This window comes from Acidovorax sp. M14 (genome assembly GCF_049331375.1).
Taxonomy (GTDB): domain Bacteria; phylum Pseudomonadota; class Gammaproteobacteria; order Burkholderiales; family Burkholderiaceae_C; genus Acidovorax.
The window spans coordinates 462700-484523 of sequence record NZ_CP186263.1 but is presented as its reverse complement, the minus strand read 5'-3'; the positions used below and the strand labels follow the sequence as shown (position 1 = coordinate 484523).

Below are 21824 nucleotides of genomic sequence, written 5' to 3'. Positions count from 1 at the left end.
GGTTTCAGGCGCGGCGGTCTTGCGACTGCAGGTGGCCAGCGGGCAGGTTCAGGCGGCGCGCACGCACCACCTGGTAAGGGCGCAGCACATAGGCCAGCGTGCCAAAGCCGCTCCACACATGCACCAGGCGGGTGAACGGGAAGATCAGGAAGATGCTCATGCCCAGGAACATGTGGGCCTTGAAGATCCAGCCCGCCTCAGCCAGCAGCTCCACACCGCCGCTGCGGAAGGTGACCACGCGCTGGCCCCACTCGGCCAGCTTCATCATCATGGAGCCGTCCAGGTGCTGGGCCGACAGCGGAATGGTGGCCAGGCCCAGTGCCAGCTGCAGCCAGAGCAGGATCAGCAGCACGATGTCGCTGGTCTTGGACGTGGCGCGGATGCGCGCGTCCGACAGGCGGCGGTGCAGCAGGATGGAGATGCCCACGAAGGCCAGCAGGCCCGCAATGCCCCCGGTCACCATGGCCATCAGCTGCTTGTTGCCCGCGCTGATGAAATGCTCATACACAAAGTGCGGCGTCAGCATGCCAAAGGTGTGCCCGAAGAACAGGAACAGCACGCCCACGTGGAACAGGTTGCTGCCCCAGCGCAGGCTGCCGGTGCGCAGCAGCTGCGACGAGTCGCTTTTCCAGGTGTACTGGTCGCGGTCAAACCGCGCCCAGCTGCCGATGAAGAACACGGCCAGACAGATGTAGGGATAGATGCCAAACAACAGGGTATCGAGCCAGGGGGTAGTCATGCTGAGACTCCTTCGGGGGCCCGCTCGGCGCGGGGGGTACGGACAAAATGCAAGGGTTGCGGCTGGTCAGGCTTGGACTGGCCCTGGGTGCTGCAACCGCCGAACGCTTCGGGCTCGGCCCAGACCTCGTCCATGGGCGGCTCGGGTGTGAGCGCCACCGACTGCACGCGCTGGCCCGAGACTTCGAGCACCGCAGCGATCACGCTGGCGTAAGGGCTGTTGCGCGACACCAGGGCGCTGAACAAGGCGTTGAGGATGTGGGCCATTTCGCCCAAAAACTCCTTGGCCACGGCGGGTGGCTGGGTGGAGGCAAACTCCAGCACCACCGGCAGGTGGTCGGGCAGCTCGTCGGCCTCAAACCGCAGGCCCGCCTTTTCGTAGGTCTGCAGCAGGTCGATAAGCGCCGGGCCCCGGTCGCGCGAGTCGCCGTGCACATGCTCAAACAGGTGCAGCGAAGTCTGGCGGCCCCGGTCAAAGTTGTCCACGTAGCGGGCCTCGGCTTCCAGTGGGTCCAGCGCGGCGAGGTGCTGGCACACGGCCTTCAGCTCGTCCATGCGCTCGGCCGTGAGGGCCTGCTCGGCCTGCAGCGCATCGATGAGCTGCGGCATCACACTGCGCAGCTGCGCGTCGGGATAGCTCAGCAGGTAGCCCAGGGCGCGCAGGGTCAGGCGCACGGAGGTCGGGTTCTTCTTGAACATGGTGATTCCTTCCTGTGTGCGATCAGACCGTGGCCTTGATCGGGATGGTCCGCGGCTTCTTGCCGCCGAACATGCTGACTTCCGTCGCGCCATCCGAGCAGCCGTTGCCAAACGAGAAGCCACAGCCGCCCCGGATGTCGAAGGCGTTCTCGGCATACTCGCGGTGGGCCGACGGAATCACGAAGCGGTCTTCGTAATTGGCAATGGCCATCACCTGGTACATCTCTTCGACCTCGGCCATCGACAGGCCCGCCTGCTTGAGCACCGACAGGTTCTGGCGCTGCTCCACATGCTTGTCGCGCTGGTAGGTGCGCATGGCCAGCATGCGTTCCAGCGCGCGCACCACAGGGCCGGTGTCGCCTGCGGTGAGCAAGTTGGCCAGGTACTGCACGGGGATGCGCAGTTGCGACACGTCGGGGATCTCGCCATTCACGCCCACATGGCCCGCGTTGGCGGCGGCCGTGATGGGCGAGAGCGGCGGCACATACCAAACCATGGGCAGCGTGCGGTACTCGGGGTGCAGCGGCAGGGCCACCTTCCAGTCTACGGCCATCTTGTAGACGGGGCTGTTGCGGGCGGCTTCCATCCAGCTGTCGGGGATACCGTCGATGCGCGCCTGCTTGATGACGTCCGGATCGTTCGGGTCCAGGAAGATGTCGAGCTGGGCCTGGTACAGGTCGCGGTCGCGCTCCACGCTGGCGGCTTCCTGGATGCGGTCCGCGTCGTACAGCAGCACGCCAAGGTAACGGATGCGGCCCACGCAGGTTTCGGAGCACACGGTCGGCTGGCCCGCCTCGATGCGGGGGTAGCAGAAGATGCACTTCTCGGCCTTGCCCGACTGCCAGTTGTAGTAAATCTTCTTGTAGGGGCAACCGCTCACGCACATGCGCCAGCCACGGCACTTGTCCTGGTCGATCAGCACAATGCCGTCTTCCTCGCGCTTGTAGATAGAGCCGCTGGGGCACGATGCCACGCAGGCAGGGTTCAGGCAGTGCTCGCACAGGCGCGGCAGGTACATCATGAAGGTGTTTTCGAACTGGCCGTAGATGTCCTTCTGGACATCGTCGAAGTTCTTGTCCTGGCTGCGCTTGCTGAACTCGCCGCCCAGGATTTCCTCCCAGTTCGGGCCCCACTCGATCTTCTCCATGCGCTTGCCGGTGATCAGGCTGCGTGGGCGGGCCGTGGGTGCGGCCTTGCTTTCAGGCGCAGCCTGCAGATGGTCGTAGTCGAACGTGAAGGGCTCGTAGTAGTCGTCGATCTGCGGCAGGTTGGGGTTGGCGAAGATGCGCATGAGCAGCTTCCACTTGCCGCCCTGGCGGGGCGCGATGGAGCCGTCGGGGCTGCGCACCCAGCCGCCATTCCAGCGGTCCTGGTTCTCCCATTCCTTGGGGTAGCCAATGCCGGGCTTGGTTTCGACGTTGTTGAACCAGGCGTATTCCACGCCGGGGCGGCTGGTCCATACGTTCTTGCAGGTGACCGAGCAGGTGTGGCAGCCGATGCACTTGTCCAGGTTGAGCACCATGCCGATTTGTGCGCGAATTTTCATCGTGTTTCTCCTTGTCTTCGGCTTCAGGCGTGGTCGGATGCAGCGGCTTCGCCATCCATCCAGTCGATGCGGTCCATCTTGCGCACCAGCACGAACTCGTCGCGGTTGGTGCCGATGGTTCCGTAGTAGTTGAAGCCGTAGCTGTACTGCGCGTAGCCACCGATCATGTGGGTGGGCTTGAGCACGATGCGCGTGACCGAGTTGTGGATGCCGCCACGGGTGCCCGTGATCTCGGAGCCGGGGGTGTTGATGATCTTCTCTTGCGAGTGGTACATCATCACCATGCCGGGGTTCACACGCTGGCTCACCACCGCGCGGGCCGCAATGGCACCGTTGGCGTTGAACAGCTCGACCCAGTCGTTGTCCACGATGCCGGCGCTCTTGGCGTCATCTTCGCTCAGCCACACCACCGAGCCACCCCGGTTCAGCGTGAGCATCATCAGGTTGTCGCTGTACGTGCTGTGGATGCCCCACTTCTGGTGCGGCGTGATGAAGTTCAGCGCAATCTCGCGGTGGCCGTTGGGCTTCTTGCCTTCGACTTCTTCCAGCGTCTTCAGGTGCACCGGGGGGCGGTAGCTCACAAAGCCTTCGCCGAAGTCGCGCATCCAGGGGTGGTCCTGGTAGAACTGCTGGCGGCCCGTGAGGGTGCGCCATGGGATCAGCTCATGCACGTTGGTGTAGCCCGCGTTGTAGCTGACCTTCTCGCTTTCCAGGCCCGACCAGGTGGGCGAGCTGATGATCTTGCGCGGCTGCGCCTGGATGTCGCGGAAGCGGATCTTCTCGTCCTCGCGGTGCAGTGCCAGGTGCACGTGGTCGCGGCCCGTTTGCTTGCCCAGGGCTTCCCAGGCCTTGCAGGCCACGTGGCCGTTGGTTTCGGGGGCCAGCATCATCACCACTTCGGTGGCGTCGATGTCGCTCACGATGCGGGGCATGCCTTGCGTCACGCCCTCTTCCTTCACGCGGCCGTTCAGGTCGCCCAGCTGACCCACTTCGGTCTGCGTGTTCCAGCCGATGCCCTTGCCGCCGTTACCGACCTTGTCCATCAGCGGGCCCAGGGCCGTGAAGCGCTTGTACAGGTTGGGGTAGTCACGCTCCACCACCGTGACCTGCGGTGCGGTCTTTCCGGGAATGAGATCGCAGTCGCCGTGCTTCCAGTCGCGCACGCCGTAAGGCTGGGCCATTTCGCCCGCTGTGTCGTGCATGATGGGCGTGAGCACCACGTCCTTCTCCACGCCCAGGTGGCCCACGCTGACCTCGCTCACGGCCTTGGCGAAGCCCTTGTAGATCTCCCAGTCGCTCTTGGCCTGCCAGGCAGGGTCCACGGCGGTGGACAGCGGGTGGATGAAGGGGTGCATGTCGCTGGTGTTGAGGTCGTTCTTCTCGTACCAGGTGGCGGTGGGCAGCACGATGTCCGAATACAAACAGGTCGTGCTCATGCGGAAGTCGAGCGTGACCAGCAGGTCCAGCTTGCCTTCCGGGGCCTTGGCGTGCCACTGCACTTCCTCGGGCTTGGCTTCGTCCTGGCCCAGGTCCTTGCCCTGCACGCCGTGGGTGGTGCCCAGCAGGTGCTTGAGGAAGTACTCATGCCCTTTGCCCGACGAGCCCAGGATGTTGGAGCGCCACACGAACATGTTGCGCGGCCAGTTGGAAGGGTGGTCCGGGTCCTCGCAGCTCATTTGCAGGTTGCCGTTCTTGAGCGACTGCACCACGTAGTCCTTGGCGTCCATGCCCTTAGCAGCAGCGTCCTTGGCCACCTGCAGCGGGCTGGTCTTCAGCTGGGGTGCAGATGGCAGCCAGCCCATGCGTTCGGCGCGCACGTTGTAGTCGATCTGTGCGCCGTGATAGGCCTTCTTGTCGGCCAGGGGCGAGAGGATTTCTTCCATGCCCAGCTTCTCGTAGCGCCACTGGTCGGTGTGGGCGTAGAAGAAGCTGGTGCTGTTCATCTGGCGGGGTGGGCGGATCCAGTCAAGGGCAAAGGCCAGCGCCGTCCAGCCAGTTTGGGGCCGCAGCTTTTCCTGGCCCACATAGTGCGCCCAGCCGCCACCGCTTTGGCCGATGCAGCCGCAGAGCATCAGCATGTTGATGATGCCCCGGTAGTTCATGTCACTGTGGTACCAGTGGTTCATGGCCGCGCCGATGATGACCATGGATTTGCCGTGGGTCTTGTGCGCGTTGTCGGCAAACTGGCGGGCCACGGTGATGACCTGGTCGCGTGGCACGCCGGTGATCTTTTCTTGCCATGCGGGGGTGTAGGGGCGGTCGCTGTCGTAGGTAACGCCCTGCTCTTCGCCAGGCAGGCCCCGGTCAATGCCATAGTTGGCGGCCAGCAGGTCGAACACCGTGGCCACCATCACACGGCCTTGGGCCTCGTGGCCGGACAGCTCCAGATGGGACACCGGTACGCGGCGCACCATCACGTCACTGCCCTGTTCATTGGCCGTGAAGTTCGGCGCATGTACGCCGCCAAAGTACGGGAAGGCGACATCGGCCACGTCGTGGGCCTGCGCGCCATCCTCGATCACCGACAGCTTGAGCTTGACGGTATTGGCGGTACGCGCGTCCTTGTTCTCCAGATTCCACAGGCCCTGGTCGGTGCGACCGTCGGCCCCCCAGCGGAAGCCGATGGAGCCGTTGGGCAGCGTGACCTGGCCCAGCTCGTCGTAGCCCACGGTCTTCCAGTCGGGGTTGTTGGACTGGTCGAGCTGATGGGGGAAGTCGCTGGCGCGCACATAGCGGTCGGGCACCATCACCGTGCGGCCATCGGGCAGCGTCTTTTCCTTGAGCACCACCAGCAGCGGCAGGTCGGTGTAGCGGCGGGCGTAGTCATCAAAGTACGCGCTGCGGCCCTTGCCGCCGTCCTTGAAGTAGAACTCTTTCAGGATCACATGGCCCATGGCCATCGCCACGGCGGCGTCGGTGCCCTGCTTGGGGTGCATCCACAAGTCACCCAGCTTGGCCACTTCGGAATAGTCGGGCGTGATGGACACGACCTTGGTGCCCTTGTAGCGCACCTCGGTCAGGAAGTGCGCGTCGGGCGTGCGGGTCTGGGGCACGTTGGAGCCCCAGGCAATGATGTACGAGCTGTTGTACCAGTCGGCCGACTCGGGCACGTCGGTCTGCTCGCCCCAGGTCTGCGGGCTGCTGGGAGGCAGGTCGCAGTACCAGTCGTAGAAGCTCATGCACACGCCGCCGATCAGGCTCAGGTAGCGCGAACCGGCGGCGTACGAAATCATCGACATGGCCGGGATGGGCGAGAAGCCGATGATGCGGTCCGGCCCGTGTTTCTTGATGGTGTAGACGTTGGCCGCAGCGATCATCTGGTTGACTTCGTCCCAGGTGCTGCGCACGAAGCCGCCCAGGCCGCGCTGCTTTTGCCATTCGCTGCGCGAGGCATCGTTCTCGACGATGCTGGCCCAGGCATCGACCGGGCTCTTGGCCAGCGCGATGGCGGCGCGCCAGTGCTTGAGCAGGCGGCCGCGCACCATGGGGTACTTCACGCGGTTGGCGCTGTACAGGTACCAGCTGTAGCTGGCGCCGCGTGCGCAGCCACGGGGTTCGTGGTTGGGCAGGTCGGGGCGGGTGCGGGGGTAGTCGGTCTGCTGGGTTTCCCAGGTGACGATGCCGCCCTTGACGTAGATCTTCCAGCTGCAGCTGCCAGTGCAGTTCACGCCGTGGGTGCTGCGCACGATCTTGTCGTGCGCCCAGCGGTCGCGGTAGGCGTCTTCCCAGGTGCGGTCTTCACCGTTGGTCTGGCCATGGCCCTGGGCAAAGGTCTCGCGGGGCTGCGAGAAGTACGAAAGGCGATCGAGGAAATGGCTCATCGGGGGCTCCTTGTTCTGTTCTGTTCAGGGGTCATCAGCAAGGCATGGCGGCGTTCTTGCGCGCGTAGTGCCACCAGGTGATCACGATGCACACGAGGTAGAAGGCGAAGAACGTCCACAGCGCGGCGTGGGGGCTGCCGGTCAGCGCGATGGAGCTGCCGTAGCTCTTGGGAATGAAGAACCCGCCGTAGGCCGCCATGGCGGCGGTGAAACCCAGCGTGGCAGCACCCAGGGTGTTGCCTTCTTTGTTGGCCTGGGCCACAGCCGCCACGTTGCGGGGGTCCACACCGCGCATGGCTTCGGTCAGGAAGATCACGGGGATCATGCGGAAGGTGGAGCCGTTACCGATGCCGGTGGTGAGAAACAACACCAGGAAGCACACAAAGAAGCCGGCGAACTGGCCCTCGTTACCGCCCGATGGCAGGAACACCGTCACACCGACCACGGCGATGGCCATGACGATGAAGTTCCACAGCGTGACGCGGGCACCGCCGAGCTTGTCGGCCAGCCAGCCCCCAAAGGGCCGTACCACCGCACCCACCAGCGGTCCCAGCCAGGCGTAGGCCAGGGGGTTGATGCTGGGAAACTGGCTCTTGATAAGCAGCGGAAAGCCTGCGGCATAGCCGATGAACGAGCCGAAGGTGCCGAGGTACAGCACACACATCAGCCAGTTGTGCTTGCGCTTGAAAATTGCGGCCTGCGCAGCGAACGAAGCGCGCGCGTCGGCAATGTCGTTCATGCCAAACCAGGCCGCCAGCGCGGTCAGCGCAATCCAAGGCACCCAGATGAAGGCGGCGTTCTGCGTCCAGACCTGTGCGGTCTGGCCGTTCTTGACGATGGTCTGGGCATCACCCCCAAAAACTCCAAAAATGCCGGCCGTGACGACCAGAGGGCTCAGGAACTGCACCACCGACACGCCCAGGTTGCCCAGGCCCGCGTTCACACCCAGCGCCGATCCCTTGCGCTCCTTCGGAAAGAAGAAACTGATGTTGGCCATGCTGGAGCTGAAATTGCCGCCACCCAGGCCGCACAGCAGCGCCAGGATGAGCATGGTGGGGTAGGCTGTGGTGTTGTCCTGCACCGCAAAGCCGATGCCCAGCGCCGGAATCAGCAGCGAGGCGGTGGAGATCGCCGTCCAGCGGCGGCCACCGACCAGCGGCACCATGAACGAATAGAAGATGCGCAGTGTGGCACCCGAGAGCGCGGGCGCCGCCGCCAGCCAGAACAGCTGGTTGGTCGAGTACTTGAAGCCGAGGCCGGGCAGGCTCACGGCCACAACGCTCCAGACCTGCCAGATGGCAAAGGCCAGGAACAACGCGGGCACCGAGATCCAGAGGTTGAGCTTGGCGATGGCCTCGCCTTCGCGCTCCCAGAACGATTTGTCCTCCGGGGCCCAGAGGGTGAGCAGACGCCCCTGGCGCCCGCTGGTGGTGGTGGCAGACATGGTGAGAGTCCTTGGAAAAAATCAGCGGGCGGCCGTCTGTGCGGCGGCGCTTTGCGAACCCATGAGACGGGTGTTGCGCACTTCGGTGAAGTACATCCAGATGAGCGAGACCCACACCACGCCATACATCAGCATGAAAGCGCTGGAACGGATGCCGGTCAGGTCCATCAGCGCACCGAACAGGATGGGCAAGACGAAGCCGCCCATGCCACCGGCCAGACCCACGATGCCGCTGATGGCGCCGATGTTGTGGGGGTAATCGTCGCTGATGTACTTGAAGACACTGGCCTTGCCAAAGGCCCAGCAGATGCCCAGCAGGAACATGAGGCCAGTGAACAGGTACACGTTCAGGCCGATGTGGAAGGTCTGCGGGCCGTTAACCGTGAGGATGGTGAAGTCGGTCTGCGGGTAGCTCAGCAGGAACAGGCAGATCCAGCTCACCCACATCACCCACCAGGTCACACTGTGGGCGCCGTACTTGTCACTCAACATGCCGCCAATGGCGCGCAGCACGCCGCCAGGCAGCGAGAAGCAGGCGGCCAACAATGCGGCCACACGGATGTCCAGGCCGTATTCGCCCACGTAGTACTGCACCATCCACAGCGACAGCGCCACGTAGCCGCCAAACACAATGCTGTAGTACTGGCAGTACTTGAGCACCTTGGGGTCCTTGAGCGCCTTGAGCTGGTCGGTGAACTTGACGTTGCTGGGCACCAGATGGGCCGGGTCGCTGTAGCTGAACAGCCAGAACAGCACCAGCGTGCCGAGCATGATGGCGGCGTACACCTGCGGCACCATAGTCCAGCCGAAGGCCACCAGGATCACGGGCGCCACGAACTTGTTGACGGCTGCGCCCGAGTTGCCCGCGCCGTACACGCCCATGGCCGTGCCCTGGCGCTCCTTGGGGAACCAACGGGCCACGTAGGGCGTGCCCACCGAGAACGAGCCCCCCGCCAAACCCACGAACAGACCGATGGTGAGGAAGTGCCAGTACTCGGTGGCGTAGCCCATCATCCAGATGGCGGGCACCGTGGCGGCCATGACGGCCGCCATCACGATGCGGCCGCCGAACTTGTCCGTCCAGATGCCCAGCGGCACCCGCACCAGCGAGCCGGTGAGCACGGGCATGGACATGAGCAGCCCGAACTGCGTGGAGTTCAGGTTGAGCATCTTCTTGATGGGGATGCCGATGACGCTGAACATCATCCAGACCATGAAGCAGACGGTGAAGGCGAAGGTGCTGACGATGAGCACCGACCACGCCTGACGGGTGCGCTGCGGGCTGTCGCCCGGGGGCAAAGTTGCGTTGGCCATTGCGCGATTCCTCTCTTTTTGCATGAGAGGAATGGTCGCGTGCGCAGAGGCTTTTGCACATCCTTCGCTAGAGGGTGTGCAGCGCGGCAGAGGGACTAGTCACCCGGTACAGGGCATCGTCCGAAAGAACTATGGAGTATGTGTTGCACGGCAGCAGCGCCTGCACGCCGCGCGCAGGAGCCCGCGCTATTCCCCGCGCTGCCGGTCCGACGCGTACACCGCTGCCTGCACGCGCGAGCTGAGGCCCAGCTTGCGCAGGATGTGCTGCACGTGGATCTTCACCGTGGTCTCGGCGATGTCGAGCGTGCGGGCGATCTCCTTGTTGCTCGCACCCCGGGCGATCTCGCGCAGCACGTCTTCCTCGCGCGGCGACAGGGGGGTGAAACCGTTGGGGGCAGTCGCCGCTGCGTCGGCCGGTGCCATCGGCGCGGGGGGCGCCTCGGGTGCGCCCTGCGACTGGAACGCCGCCACCAGCTTGCCCATCAGCTCAGGGCTGACCACGGGCTCGCCCCGGGCGGCGCGGTGAATGGCCTGGGCCAGCAGCTCGCCGTCGATGGTCTTGAGCAGGTAGCCTTGGGCACCATTGCGCAGCGCGGTCGCCAGGTCCTGCGCGTCCTCGCTCACGGTGAGCATGAGCACGCGCGAGGTGGGCGACACCTCGCGCAGCCCCTGGATCGCATCCACGCCCATCACGCCGGGAAGGTGGTTGTCGAGCAGGATGACCTGGGGCTGCAGCTGGGGCGCAAGCCGCAGGGCCTGCGCGGCATCCCCCGCCTCACCCACCACGGACAGGCCCTCGTACTGGCTCAGCAGCGCGATCAAACCGCGCCGGAACAGCGTGTGATCGTCCACCACCAGCAGCGTGACCAGGGGAGAGGATGCGGTGGCGGAGGCAGCTTGGTTCGTCATGGAGTGGTGGCGGTGTGGGGAATGTCGACCTGGGCAGCGTGGGCTGCTTGAGCCAATGGCCCTTCAGGAGCAACGGCCACGGTCTGGGCAGGCACGACCGAAGGCAGCTCGATGCACACCCGGGTGCCCTGCCCTGGCGCGGACTCCACCTGGACCACGGCGCCAATGCGCTGGGCCCGCTCGCGCATGATGCCCATGCCCACGTGCAGCGAATCGGGCGGCACGGCGGTCACGTCAAAACCCGTGCCGTTGTCCTGCACCTCAAAGCGCCAGCGGGGGTGGCGGTGCACCAGCACATCGACCCGCGTGGCGCCCGAGTGCTTGCGCACGTTCGACAGCGCCTCCTGCACCATGTGCAGCACCTGGATCTGCACGTCCTGCGCCAGTGGCAGGCCATGGCCCACCATGCCCAGCGTAGTGACCATGCCGGTCTGGTGCTCGAACTTGGACAAGGTGGCGCGCAGCGCCGATTCAATGTCTTCCTCGCTGGTGCGGGTGCGAAAGTGCACCAGCAGTTCGCGCACATCCGAATAGCACTCGCGCACGCCCACATCCAGCTCGCCGATGCTGCGGTCGCGCTTGGCATCGTCGCCACGCGCCACGGCGTCGCGCAGCAGCTGGGTCTGGATCTTGAGGAAGGCCAGCGACTGGGCGATGGAGTCGTGCAGCTCGCGGGCGAGCAGGCCGCGCTCCTCGGCCACGGCGGCCTCGCGCTCCAGCGCGGTGGCACGCAGGCCCTCCATGGCGCTGGCCAGGTGGCGGGTCATGGCTTCGAGCAGATCGCGCAGCTCGTCGGTCATCTCGACGGGCGAGCGGAAGAACAGGTTGACCTCGCCCAGCATGCGCATCTGCATCTTGACGGGGATGGTGACCATGGTTTCAAACCCTGCATCGCGGCAGTGGGGCAAGGCGACCTCGGTGGATGGCGTGATGGGGATGACCCGGGTGCGCGCCTGCTCCTGCGGCTGGCCGCACAGGCAGCTGCCGGTGTGCAGGCAATGTTCGCCCTCGGCCATGGCCACGGGCAGGCCATCGCCAGCCAGTAACACATAGCGCTCGTTGGCCTCGTTGGACCAGCGCACGGCGGCGGCATCGGCGCCCGCCACGCGGCGGATCTGCTGCACAAAACCCTGGGCCAGCAGCTCCAGGCTGCTGGCGGTGCTGGCCAGCGCACTGACCTCGTACAGGGCGGCCAGGCGCTGGTTCTGCACGGCGATGCTGGCGGTCTTTTCGCGCACCTTGTGCTCCAGCTCGTCGTGCGAGGCCTGCAGCGCGTGCGCCATCAGGTTGAAGCCGGCCGAGAGCTGGCCGAACTCATCGTCGGTGTCCACCGGGAGCCGGGTGCCCAGCTCGCCCTGGCGCAGCCGGGCCTGGGCCTGCTGCAGGCGCGCCACGGGGTTGATCACCAGCAGGTAGCTCACGGCCATGAAGGTGACGGCTGCTACGATGGCCAGCGCCATCATGAACAGCTGGAACAGGTGCAGCGCGGCGGTCCAGCCTGCGATCTGGATTTCGATGGCATCCACAAAGCCGTCCACCTGCTGCACAAAGGCATCGGCCTCGGCCAGGTTCCGGGCCCGGTCGGGGGGCAAGGCGCTGACCCACCCGGTGCGGGCCTCCGCCCACCGGGCGCGGATGCCGTCGAACCGCGTGCGCGTCTCGTCGCTCCACGGCACAAACAGCGGGCGCGACGGATCGCCCGTGCGCAGCAACTCCAGGCTGGCGTCGAACTGGCGGGCGCGCTCCTGCACGGCCTCGGGAGGTTCGGTCTGCAGCACCAGCACCATGCGCAGCATGTTCATGCGCAGGCGGCCCGCCTCGTTGACGGCGGCCGCGCCGCCTTCGAGCTTCCAGGTCACCCACAAGGTGAGCCCGATGGAAGCCAGGGCCACCAGCAAAAATCCGGCGCCCATGGCCAGGAGCTTGGTGGAAAGGGTGGGCCGCGAGCGCATGGCGCAGTGTAGGCAAGGGGTTTTGTGCGGTTCTTGACCTGCGTCAAGTGCGCGCCCGCTAGCATGGCCGGATGCACACGCCGAGCCGCCCTGTTCTCCAGTCCGCCCACCGCACCCGCCATGCACCCCTCTGGCACCCCGTCTCCACCGTCCTGGCCGTGGTCTGCCTGGCTACCCTGGCAGGCTGCGCGGGCCCTGCCCTCCAGGCCACGCAATCCCCGTCCACGCAGTCTGCCACTGTGGTGCCCGCGGCAGCCTGGCCGGAGCGCCTGCAGCAATTGCTGCCCGCCGACGTGCTGCTATTGGGCGAGCAGCACGACGCCCCGGACCACCAGCGCCTGCAGCGCGAGACGGTGGCCTGGCTCGCCAGCCGGGGCCAGCTGGCAGCCCTGGTGATGGAAATGGCCGAGCGCGGGCACAGCACCCAGGGCTTGCCCCGCGATGCCAGCGAGGCCCAGGCGCGTGCCGCCCTGCAGTGGGACGACGCGGCCTGGCCCTGGAAGGCCTATGGCCCGGTGGTCATGGCTGCCGTGGGCGCAGGAGTGCCGGTGCTGGGCGGCAACCTGCCCCGCACGCGCATGCGCGCCGCCATGGCCGACACCACCCTCGACCAGCACCTGCCCGCCCCGGCGCTGGCCGAGCAGCAGCAGGCCATGCGGGACGGCCATTGCGGCCTGCTGCCCGAGTCGCAAATCGCGCCCATGGCCCGCATCCAGATCGCCCGCGACGCCAGCCTGGCCCAGACGGCCCAGGAGGCGTTGCGATCGGGCCAGACGGTGCTGCTGGTGGCCGGCGGCGGCCATGTGCTGCGCCACCTGGGCGTGCCCACACATTGGCCCGCCAGCTTGGTGTCAAAAGTGGTGGTAGCGCAGGTGGAACATGCGTCTGTAGCTATCAAATCAGGTGCACAAGCCGATGCCGTGGTCCAGACCCCGGCGCTGCCCCCACGCGATGTGTGCGCCGAGTTGCGCGAGCAATGGCGCCCTGCGCCGCCGGGCCAGAAGGTCTAAGAGACTGATCTAAGTCCGCCCCGTCAGCCCTGCTCGGTGGGGGCGGACTCGGCCTGTGCCCGCAGCAGCGCCACGAACGCGTCCGCAGGCACAGGGCGGCTGCACAGGTAGCCCTGGTAGGCGTCGCAGCCCCGCTCGCGCAGGAAGGCCAGCTGGCCCTCGGTCTCCACGCCCTCGGCCAGTACCGACAGGCCCATGCTGTGCCCCATGGCGATGATGGCGGCGCTGATGGCCATGTCGTCCTCGCTTTGCGGAATATCGCGGATGAATCCCTGGTCGATCTTGAGCACGTCGATGGGAAACCGCTTGAGCTGCGCCAGCGACGAATAGCCGGTACCGAAGTCGTCCACCGCGATGCGCACCCCCAGCTCGCGCAGGCGCACCAGCACCTGGCGGGCCTCTTCGGTGCGCTCGGCCAGTGCGCTTTCGGTGATCTCCAGCTCGAGCAGGGCCGCCGGGAACCCGCTGGCCTGCAGCGCAGCCGCCGTGCACCCGGCCAGGTCGGTCAGGTGGAACTGGCGCGGCGACACGTTCAGCGCCAAGTTCAGCGGGGGTAGCCCCGCCTCGCGCCATTGCTGGCCCTGGCGGCAGACCTCGCGCACCAACCATTCGCCCAGCGGGCCAATCACGCCCGAGGTCTCGGCCACGGGGATGAAGCGTGCGGGCGAAATCAGCCCCTCCTGAGGGTCGTTCCAGCGCACCAGGGCTTCGGCGCCCTGGATGCGGCCGGTGGCGATATCAATCTGCGGCTGGTAGTACATCTGCAGGTGGCCCTGGGCCAGTGCCAGACGCAGGCGCGACTCCAGCTCCAGCCGCTCGCGGGCCGCCTGGGTCATGGCTTCGTGGAAGAAACACCAGGCCCCCCGGCCGCGCGCCTTGGCACCGTACACCGCCGCGTGGGCGCCCTGCAGCAGCAGCTCGGTGGTGCCGGCATGCTCTGGGAACATGCAGATGCCCACGCTCACGCCCGCCACCACCTCCAGCCCGTCGGGCGAACGCCAGGGCTCGGCCACCGCGCGGATCAGGTGGCGCGCCACGGCAGCCGCACCGTCGGCATGGCGCAGGTTGCGCGCCACCACGGCCAGCTCGTCGCCCGCCATGCGCCCCAGCACATCCCCAGGCCGCAGGGCAGACTGCACCTGCCGCGCAATGTGCTTGAGCACCTCGTCGCCCGTGGCATGGCCATAGCTGTCGTTCACATCCTTGAAGCGGTCCAGGTTGAGCAGCAGCACCGCAATGTGCTCGCCGCTGCCCTGGGCCTCCTGCACCGCCAGCTCCAGCTGGTGCCCGAACCAGGTGCGGTTGGACAGGCCGGTGAGCGGGTCGTTGTGCGCCAGGTATTCCAGCTGCCGCTGCTGGGCCTTTTCTTCGGAGATGTCGGTGAACATGCACACGTAATGCGTGATCTCGCCCGCCGGGTCGCGCACGGCCGACAGCGACATGTGCTCCGGGAAAATTTCGCCGTTCTTGCGGCGGTTCCAGATCTCGCCCTGCCAGTACCCGGTCTCGGTCAGGGCCGACCACATCGCCTCATAAAACGCCTTGTCGTGGCGGCCGGACTTGAAGACGCGCGGGGTCTTGCCCAGCAGCTCTTCTTCGGTATAGCCCAGCAGCCGGGTGAACGCGGCGTTGACCGACAGGATGCGGCTGTGGGCATCGGTCACCACCACGCCCTCCATGGTGTTGTCCACCACCGTGGCGGCCAGGCGCTGGCGGGCCTCGCTGCGCTGCAGCGCGGCACGCGCGGCCTTGATCTCGTCGAGGTCCTGCACCACACACACCAGGTGCGCGGGCTCATCGCCCACTTCGGGCGCCAGCGTCACGGTGCACAGCACGGGCACCCGGCGTCCGTTGTCCAGCCGCAGGCAGTGGCGCTCGCCCACATAGTGGTCGATCTCGCCGGCCAGCAGGCGCTCCAGCTGCGACGCGGCCCAGTCAGGGTCCTGGGCAATCATCACATCGCGGAAATTGAGGCTCAGCGTCTGCACGGGCTCAGCGCCCAGCAGGTCACACAGGCGGGTGTTGGCCCATAAGAATCTGCCATCCAGCGCCACCCGCGCAAAACCGGCGGGCGCGTGGCGCACGATCTGCGTCAGCTCCTGCGCCATGGCCATGCGCACCTTCTCGGCGCGGCGCATGCGCCGCAGCAGCCACCAGGCCAGGCCGCTGGTCAGCGCCACATAGCCCCAGCCCTTCCAGGTCTGAAAACGGGTCAGCAGGGCCGGATCGGTCACCCAGTGGGCCAGCAACACATCGCCCGCAAACACCCAGGCCACCCCCAGCACCAGGTACAGCAGCATGCCCCGCCAGGGGACCAGTGATGAGGCATAGCCCTCGTTGCCCATTGCGCTTCTTGCGCTCCTTGTTGATTTCACGGTTTCACGGCCTTTGGCCCTTGCTGCGACAATTGCACAGCTATGACCAACGCCTACATCCTTACCCTGTCCTGCCCCGACCGCCTGGGGCTGGTGCACGCCGTCTCGGGCTTCTTGCTGGAGCACGGCGGCAACATCGAAGAAGCCGCGCAGTACAACGACCACGCCACGGGCCTGTTCTTCATGCGGGTGCAGTTTGCCTGCGACCAGCACGACCATCCCACCCTCAAAGCGCGTCTGGCCAGCTTTGCCGAGCCCTACAACATGCACTGGAGCCTGCACGCCACGGCAGCCCCCATGAAAACCGTGCTCATGGTCAGCAAGGAAGGCCATTGCCTCAACGACCTGCTGTTCCGCTGGAAGAGTGGCCTGCTGCCCATCGACATCCGCGCCATTATCAGCAACCACCGCGACTTCTACCAGCTGGCGGCCAGCTACAACGTGCCCTTCCACCATATCCCGGTGACCGGCAGCACTAAAGCCCAGGCCGAAGCCAAACAGTTTGAGATTATCGAGGGCGAAGGGGCCGAGTTGGTGGTATTGGCCCGTTACATGCAGATACTTTCTCTTGACCTATGTCAAAAGTTGGCCGGTCGGGCGATCAACATCCACCACAGCTTCCTGCCCAGCTTCAAGGGCGCCAAGCCTTACTACCAGGCGCATGACCGGGGCGTGAAGCTGATCGGCGCCACGGCCCACTACGTGACGGCCGACCTGGACGAAGGTCCGATCATCGAACAGGACGTGGCCCGCGCGGACCATACCGACACGGTGGAAGACCTCACCGCCCGTGGCCGCGACACCGAAAGCCAGGTGCTGGCCCGCGCCGTGAAGTGGCACAGCGAGCACCGCGTGATCCTGAACGGTCACAAGACGGTGATCTTCCGCTAGATCGCTTCGTCCCATGGCCACGGCAGCTCCGTCCTCTTTCCTCAGCAGCGCCGCACGGCGCATTCCGCCCATCCAGTGCCTGCTGACGTTCGAGGCCCTGGCCCGCCTGCGCAGCGTGACGCAGACGGCCGACGAGCTGTGCGTGACGCCCAGCGCCGTGAGCCACCGGGTCAAGCAACTGGAGCAGATCCTGGGCGTGCGGCTGTTTGGCCGGGCCGACTTTTCGCTGACCACCGAGGGCAGCGCCTACCTGGCCCATGTGCGTGAGGGGCTGGGCGCGCTGCAGCGCTTTCCGGGCCAGGCGGCTGCGCCCGGGCGGCGGCGGCTCAAGCTGGCCGTCACGCCCACGTTTGCGCGCACCATCCTCATCCCGCGCCTGCGGCAGTTCACCGAGGCGTACCCCGAGATCGACCTGGCGCTGCAAGTCTCCATCCCGCTGCTGGACGTGGTGGCCGAGGACGCCGACCTGATGGTGCGCTTTGGCCCCGGCCACTATGCCGATGTGGAGCATGTGGAGCTGGCCCGCGACGTGGTCACGCCCCTGGCCTCACCCGCCTTCGTGCGCGAACACGGCCCCTTTGATCGCCCCGAGGACCTGGAGGGCGTGCCGCTGCTGCGCAGCCCGCTGGAGCCCTGGCGCACCTGGTTTGCCGCCACGGGTCTTGACTGGGCGGAGCCCAGCGAGGGCTCGCAGTTCAACGACATCGGCCTGATGTGCGACGGCGCCGCTGCCGGCATGGGCGTGGCGCTGGTGCGCCTGAAGCTGGGCGCGCCCTGGCTGGAGAACGGCACGCTGGTGCGCCTGTTTGCCACCGACACCGCCAGCCCCCACGCCCACTACCTGTGCTGGCGCACCGGCACCATGGACCGGTGGGAATGCGCGGCCTTTGCCGAGTGGCTGCGCAAAACGATGGCGTAGCAGAGGCATCCCCCTGAGTCGCCTTGGGCGCCTTCCCCCTTCTCTCGGCTGCGCCGGGAAGGGGGACGCAGCCCTCGCTGCGGGGCGACCCTTGTTCGGCTGCCATCGACCGAGCCGCGCCCTCCACCACCAGGTTCAGCCGAAATTTGCCTGCAGCGCCTGTCCAATAAGCGCCAGCAGCTATCAATTCATGAGCATCCAGGTGTTTTTCACAATCCCCTGCAGAAAAGCTCAAGTCCAGGCACCCAGCCATCCCCTACAGTGACAGCCATGAACACTGCCGCCGACCCCACCGTAGCCCTGTCCGAACGCGTCGCGCGCCAGGCCGAGGTTGTCCAGGCCCTGGGCCGCGTGCTGCCCCCCCACGCACTGCTCTGGCACAACGAGGACACCACGCCCTACGAATGCGACGGCCTCACCGCCTACCGCCAGCGCCCGCTGGTGGTGTGCCTGCCCGAGACCTACGACGAGGTGCAGGCCGTGCTGCAGGTGTGCCACCGACTGCAGGTTCCGGTGGTGGCGCGCGGTGCGGGCACAGGCCTGTCGGGCGGTGCCATGCCGCACGCCCTGGGCGTGACACTGTCACTGGCCAAGTTCAACCGCATCCTCGACATCAACCCCGAAAGCCGCACGGCCTTAGTGCAGTGTGGCGTGCGCAACCTCGCCATCAGCGAGGCGGCGGCGCCCTACAACCTCTACTACGCGCCCGACCCCAGCAGCCAGATCGCCTGCACCATCGGCGGCAACGTGGCCGAGAACTCGGGCGGCGTGCACTGCCTGAAATACGGGCTGACGGTGCACAACGTGCTCAAGGTGAAAGGCTTCACGGTCGAAGGCGAGCCCGTCGAATTCGGCAGCGAGGCACTGGACGCCCCCGGCTACGACCTGCTGGCCGCTGTGATCGGCAGCGAGGGCATGCTGGCCGTGACCACCGAGGTGACGGTGCGCCTGATCCCCAAGCCCCAGCTGGCGCGCTGCATCATGGCCAGCTTTGACGACGTGCGCAAAGCGGGCGATGCGGTGGCCGCCGTCATCGCCGCCGGCATCATCCCCGCCGGCCTGGAGATGATGGACAAGCCCATGACCGCCGCCGTCGAAGACTTTGTGCACGCAGGCTACGACCTCACAGCCGAAGCCATCCTGCTGTGCGAAAGCGACGGCACGCCCGAAGAGGTGGAAGAAGAAATCGGCCGCATGAGCGAAGTGCTGCGCGCCGCAGGCGCCACCGCCATCAGCGTGAGCCGTGACGAGGCCGAACGCCTGCGCTTCTGGAGTGGCCGCAAGAACGCCTTCCCCGCCAGCGGCCGCATCAGCCCCGACTACATGTGCATGGACTCGACCATCCCGCGCAAGCGCCTGGCCGACATCTTGCTCGCCATCCAGGAGATGGAAAAGAAATACCAGCTGCGCTGCGCCAACGTGTTCCACGCGGGCGACGGCAACCTGCACCCTCTCATCCTGTTCGATGCGAACGATGCCGACCAGCTGCACCGCTGCGAGCTGTTTGGTGCCGACATCCTGGAAACCAGCGTGGCCATGGGCGGCACGGTGACGGGCGAACATGGCGTGGGCGTGGAGAAGCTCAACAGCATGTGCGTGCAGTTTTCTGCGGCGGAGAACGCGCAGATGTTCGGGCTCAAGCACGCGTTTGATCCTGCAGGGTTGCTGAACCCCGGCAAGGTGATTCCCACGCTGAACCGGTGTGCGGAGTACGGGAAGATGCTGGTGCGCGGGGGGCAGATCAAGCACCCCGATCTGCCACGTTTCTGACCGCCATGAAGGCGCTGCAAGGACTGGCTTTTCTTCTGCTCATGCAGTCGGGGGGCGAGGCACTGTCCCACTTTTTAAAGCTCCCGGTGCCCGGACCGGTCGTCGGCATGGTGCTGCTCTTGCTCGCGCTGCGCTGGCAGCCGGTGCAGGATGCCGTCGCCCCAGCGGCGGGCTTCTTGCTCCAGCACCTTTCGCTGCTGTTTGTGCCAGTGGGCGTGGGGGTGATGACCCACCTCGCGTTGCTGAGTACCTATGGCCTGCAGCTGGTGGCGGTGATCGTACTGTCCACCTGGATTGGCATGGCGGTGACGGCGCAGGTGTTGCGTCTTCTACAGCCCAAGGAGAACCATGGCGAACTTCGTTGAGCTGTGGGTGTACCTGGCCTCGGCCCCGCTGTTCGGGCTGACGGCCACGCTGGCGGTGTATGTGCTGGCGCAGGCACTGTCGGTGCGCTCCGGGCACGCACCCTGGGCCAATCCGGTGATGGTGTCGGTGGCCATTCTGGCCAGTGTGATGCTGGCCACGGGAACGGCCTACCCCACGTACTTTGCGGGTGCGCAGTTCATCCACTTCTTGCTGGGCCCTGCGGTGGTGGCACTGGGCTGGCCCCTGTGGCAGCGCCGTGCGGCCCTGCGCTCACGCTGGGGCCGGCTGGTGCTGGCCTCGCTGGCGGGTGGCAGCGCGGCGGCCGCCAGTGCTGTGGGCCTGGGCTGGGCACTGGGCCTGCCCGGCGATGTGCTGATGTCGCTGGCCCCCAAATCTGTCACCGCCCCGGTCGCCATGGGCATTGCCGCACAGGTTGGCGGCGTGCCCGCCCTGGCCGCCGTGTTCGCGGCCTTGACGGGCATGGTGGGGGCGCTGTCTGCACGCTGGTTGTTCGGCTTGATGCGCCTGCCCACCGACGCACAAGGCATGGCGCTGCGAGGCTTTGCGCTGGGCACTGCGTCGCACGGCATCGGGGCGGCACATGCGCTGCAGGTGCATGCCGAGGCCGGGGCGTATGCAGGGCTGGCGCTGGGGCTGCAGGTGGTGTTGGCGGCGGTGCTGATGCCGTTGGTGTTCCGGTTGTTGTGAGGGGTGTGGCGGGGGCATCGCCTCTCGTCCCGCGCTACGCAGCGCAGCGCTCAGCGGCTCTCACCCGCCCCACAAAGCCCGCCCCATGGCCCCCACGTGCGACACGCCGAACAGCAGCAGCCCGATGAGCCCACCCACCACGGTGCCGTTGATGCGGATGTACTGCAGGTCCTTGCCGATGTTCAGCTCGATCAGCTGCGTCATCTGCTCCGCATCCCAGCGCCGCACCGTATCCTCAATATGCTGCGCAATGAACGCCGACACATCCGGCGCCAGCCCCTCCACCCAACGCTCAAGCCGGTCATTGAACGACTGCCTGAGCGCCGCATCCCCCGCTAAAGACTCCCCCAGCCACAGCCCCAGCTTGCTCACCTGCCGCGCCAGCACGGAGTCAGCGTCGGCCAGATCGCGCTGCAACGCGCCACGCAGGTCCAGCCACAAGGTCTGCACATAGCCGCCCACGGCGGCATCGGTCTGCAGCCAGGTGCGGATCTCCTCGCCCTTGCGCGCCCATTCCGGGTCGCTGCGCAGACGCTCGATGAAACGCTGCACAGCGGTATCAAACTGCGCGCGCAAGGCGTGCTGCGGGTTGGCAGCCACATCGGCCATCAGGCTCTCCAGCGCGCGGGCCAGCAGGGCTGAGCCCTTGTCACCCAGCCAGTCGCTGGGCAGCAATTTCTCGGTGCGCGGGTTGTCCTTCTTGAGCCAGGCCACGATGGACTGAGCGACCCAGGTGCGGGTCTGCTCGTTCTGCAGCAGTTCGATGAGCTTGGCCAGCACGTCGTCCAGCAGCGCCTGGTGGCGGCCTTTGTGCGTCAGGGTGTCGAGCACCGCCGCGAGCGCTCGCGACATGTCCACCTGCCCGATCAAGGCACGCGCGGCCTTCTGGATGAAACGCTCCACCTGCGCATCCTGCACCGTCTCCAGTGCAGCCGATGCCAGGCGCGTGGCCTGGTGCCCCAGCAGCGCGGCGTTGCCGGGCGCCGTGAGCCACTGCGCCAACCGCTCGGCCGGGTCGTGCCTGCGGATCAGCGACACGAGCGAGGGCACGTCCAGGAACTTGTCGCGCACAAAGGTGGCGAGGTTGCGGCCGATGCGCGCCTGGTTGCGCGCGATGACCGCCGTGTGCGGAATGGGCAGGCCGAGCGGTCGGCGGAACAACGCCACCACCGCAAACCAGTCGGCCAGTGCGCCCACCATGGCGGCCTCGGCCATGGCTTTCACGGCGTTGAGCCACAGGCCGCGCTCCACCACGCTGGTGGCAATGAACACAGCCGTGACCAGCAACAGCAGGCCCAGCGCCTGCCGTTTGGCACGCCGCAGGGCGAGGGTTGCGCTGTCAGCCTCTGGCTTCATCCGGGC

At 66.5% G+C, this 21824-nt stretch carries 16 protein-coding genes; 6 read left to right on the top strand and 10 right to left on the bottom strand.

All coding sequences use genetic code 11. The features are described 5' to 3' along the window. Positions 1-4: 4 nt before the first annotated feature. From narI to ACOYR4_RS02280, 8 genes are all read right to left on the bottom strand, one after another. Complete coding sequence (narI, locus tag ACOYR4_RS02315) at positions 5-739, bottom strand: respiratory nitrate reductase subunit gamma (RefSeq protein WP_209816440.1); 735 nt, start codon at positions 737-739, stop codon at positions 5-7. Continuing rightward, positions 736-1437, bottom strand: coding sequence for a nitrate reductase molybdenum cofactor assembly chaperone (gene narJ / locus ACOYR4_RS02310; protein WP_422848494.1), 702 nt, complete (start codon positions 1435-1437; stop codon positions 736-738). Before narJ ends, narI begins: the two co-directional genes overlap by 4 nt. A gap of 22 nt (positions 1438-1459) precedes the next feature. After that, complete coding sequence (gene narH / locus ACOYR4_RS02305) at positions 1460-2983, bottom strand: nitrate reductase subunit beta (protein ID WP_422848493.1); 1524 nt, start codon at positions 2981-2983, stop codon at positions 1460-1462. A 23-nt stretch (positions 2984-3006) separates the two neighbouring features. Continuing rightward, positions 3007-6804, bottom strand: coding sequence for a nitrate reductase subunit alpha (locus tag ACOYR4_RS02300; protein ID WP_422848492.1), 3798 nt, complete (start codon positions 6802-6804; stop codon positions 3007-3009). Between the two features lie 34 nt (positions 6805-6838). Beyond that, entirely contained in the window at positions 6839-8248 is a 1410-nt protein-coding gene (locus tag ACOYR4_RS02295) for a NarK family nitrate/nitrite MFS transporter (protein WP_422848491.1), read from the bottom strand. Between the two features lie 21 nt (positions 8249-8269). Further along, positions 8270-9562: an MFS transporter gene (locus ACOYR4_RS02290; RefSeq protein ID WP_422848490.1), complete on the bottom strand. Its 1293-nt coding sequence runs from the start codon at positions 9560-9562 to the stop codon at positions 8270-8272. 186 nt (positions 9563-9748) lie between these two features. Beyond that, a complete protein-coding gene (locus ACOYR4_RS02285) occupies positions 9749-10471 on the bottom strand; it encodes a response regulator (RefSeq protein ID WP_422848489.1) in 723 nt (240 codons plus the stop codon). Beyond that, positions 10468-12423 carry a type IV pili methyl-accepting chemotaxis transducer N-terminal domain-containing protein gene (locus ACOYR4_RS02280; protein WP_422848488.1) on the bottom strand — a complete coding sequence of 652 codons (1956 nt, stop codon included), beginning with the start codon at positions 12421-12423 and terminating at the stop codon, positions 10468-10470. The genes ACOYR4_RS02285 and ACOYR4_RS02280 overlap by 4 nt, the downstream gene beginning before the upstream one ends. Positions 12424-12494: 71 nt before the next feature. On the opposite strand from ACOYR4_RS02280, the gene ACOYR4_RS02275 reads away from it, so the two are divergent. Continuing rightward, a complete protein-coding gene (locus ACOYR4_RS02275; protein WP_422848487.1) occupies positions 12495-13433 on the top strand; it encodes a ChaN family lipoprotein in 939 nt (312 codons plus the stop codon). Between the two features lie 23 nt (positions 13434-13456). Here ACOYR4_RS02275 and ACOYR4_RS02270 read toward each other — a convergent pair whose 3' ends face one another. Then, on the bottom strand, positions 13457-15778 hold the full coding sequence (locus tag ACOYR4_RS02270) for a putative bifunctional diguanylate cyclase/phosphodiesterase (RefSeq protein ID WP_422848486.1): 2322 nt from the start codon (positions 15776-15778) through the stop codon (positions 13457-13459). A 72-nt stretch (positions 15779-15850) separates the two neighbouring features. Here ACOYR4_RS02270 and purU point away from each other — a divergent pair, with 72 nt between their 5' ends. The 5 genes from purU to ACOYR4_RS02245 all read left to right on the top strand — a co-directional run bounded on the left by purU (position 15851) and on the right by ACOYR4_RS02245 (position 20462). Further along, entirely contained in the window at positions 15851-16699 is an 849-nt protein-coding gene (gene purU / locus ACOYR4_RS02265; protein WP_015012272.1) for a formyltetrahydrofolate deformylase, read from the top strand. A 13-nt stretch (positions 16700-16712) separates the two neighbouring features. Then, positions 16713-17618, top strand: coding sequence for a LysR substrate-binding domain-containing protein (locus ACOYR4_RS02260; protein WP_060984772.1), 906 nt, complete (start codon positions 16713-16715; stop codon positions 17616-17618). A gap of 270 nt (positions 17619-17888) precedes the next feature. Continuing rightward, on the top strand, positions 17889-19388 hold the full coding sequence (locus ACOYR4_RS02255; RefSeq protein WP_422848485.1) for an FAD-linked oxidase C-terminal domain-containing protein: 1500 nt from the start codon (positions 17889-17891) through the stop codon (positions 19386-19388). 5 nt (positions 19389-19393) lie between these two features. Then, positions 19394-19753, top strand: coding sequence for a CidA/LrgA family protein (locus ACOYR4_RS02250; RefSeq protein ID WP_137748851.1), 360 nt, complete (start codon positions 19394-19396; stop codon positions 19751-19753). After that, positions 19737-20462 (top strand): LrgB family protein, encoded by a 726-nt coding sequence (locus tag ACOYR4_RS02245; RefSeq protein WP_422848484.1) that lies wholly within the window; start codon positions 19737-19739, stop codon positions 20460-20462. The genes ACOYR4_RS02250 and ACOYR4_RS02245 overlap by 17 nt, the downstream gene beginning before the upstream one ends. A gap of 60 nt (positions 20463-20522) precedes the next feature. Here ACOYR4_RS02245 and ACOYR4_RS02240 read toward each other — a convergent pair whose 3' ends face one another. Next, the gene (locus tag ACOYR4_RS02240; RefSeq protein ID WP_422848483.1) at positions 20523-21818 is read right to left on the bottom strand and encodes a DUF445 domain-containing protein; all 1296 of its coding nucleotides are present in this window, start codon (positions 21816-21818) and stop codon (positions 20523-20525) included. Positions 21819-21824 lie beyond the last annotated feature (6 nt).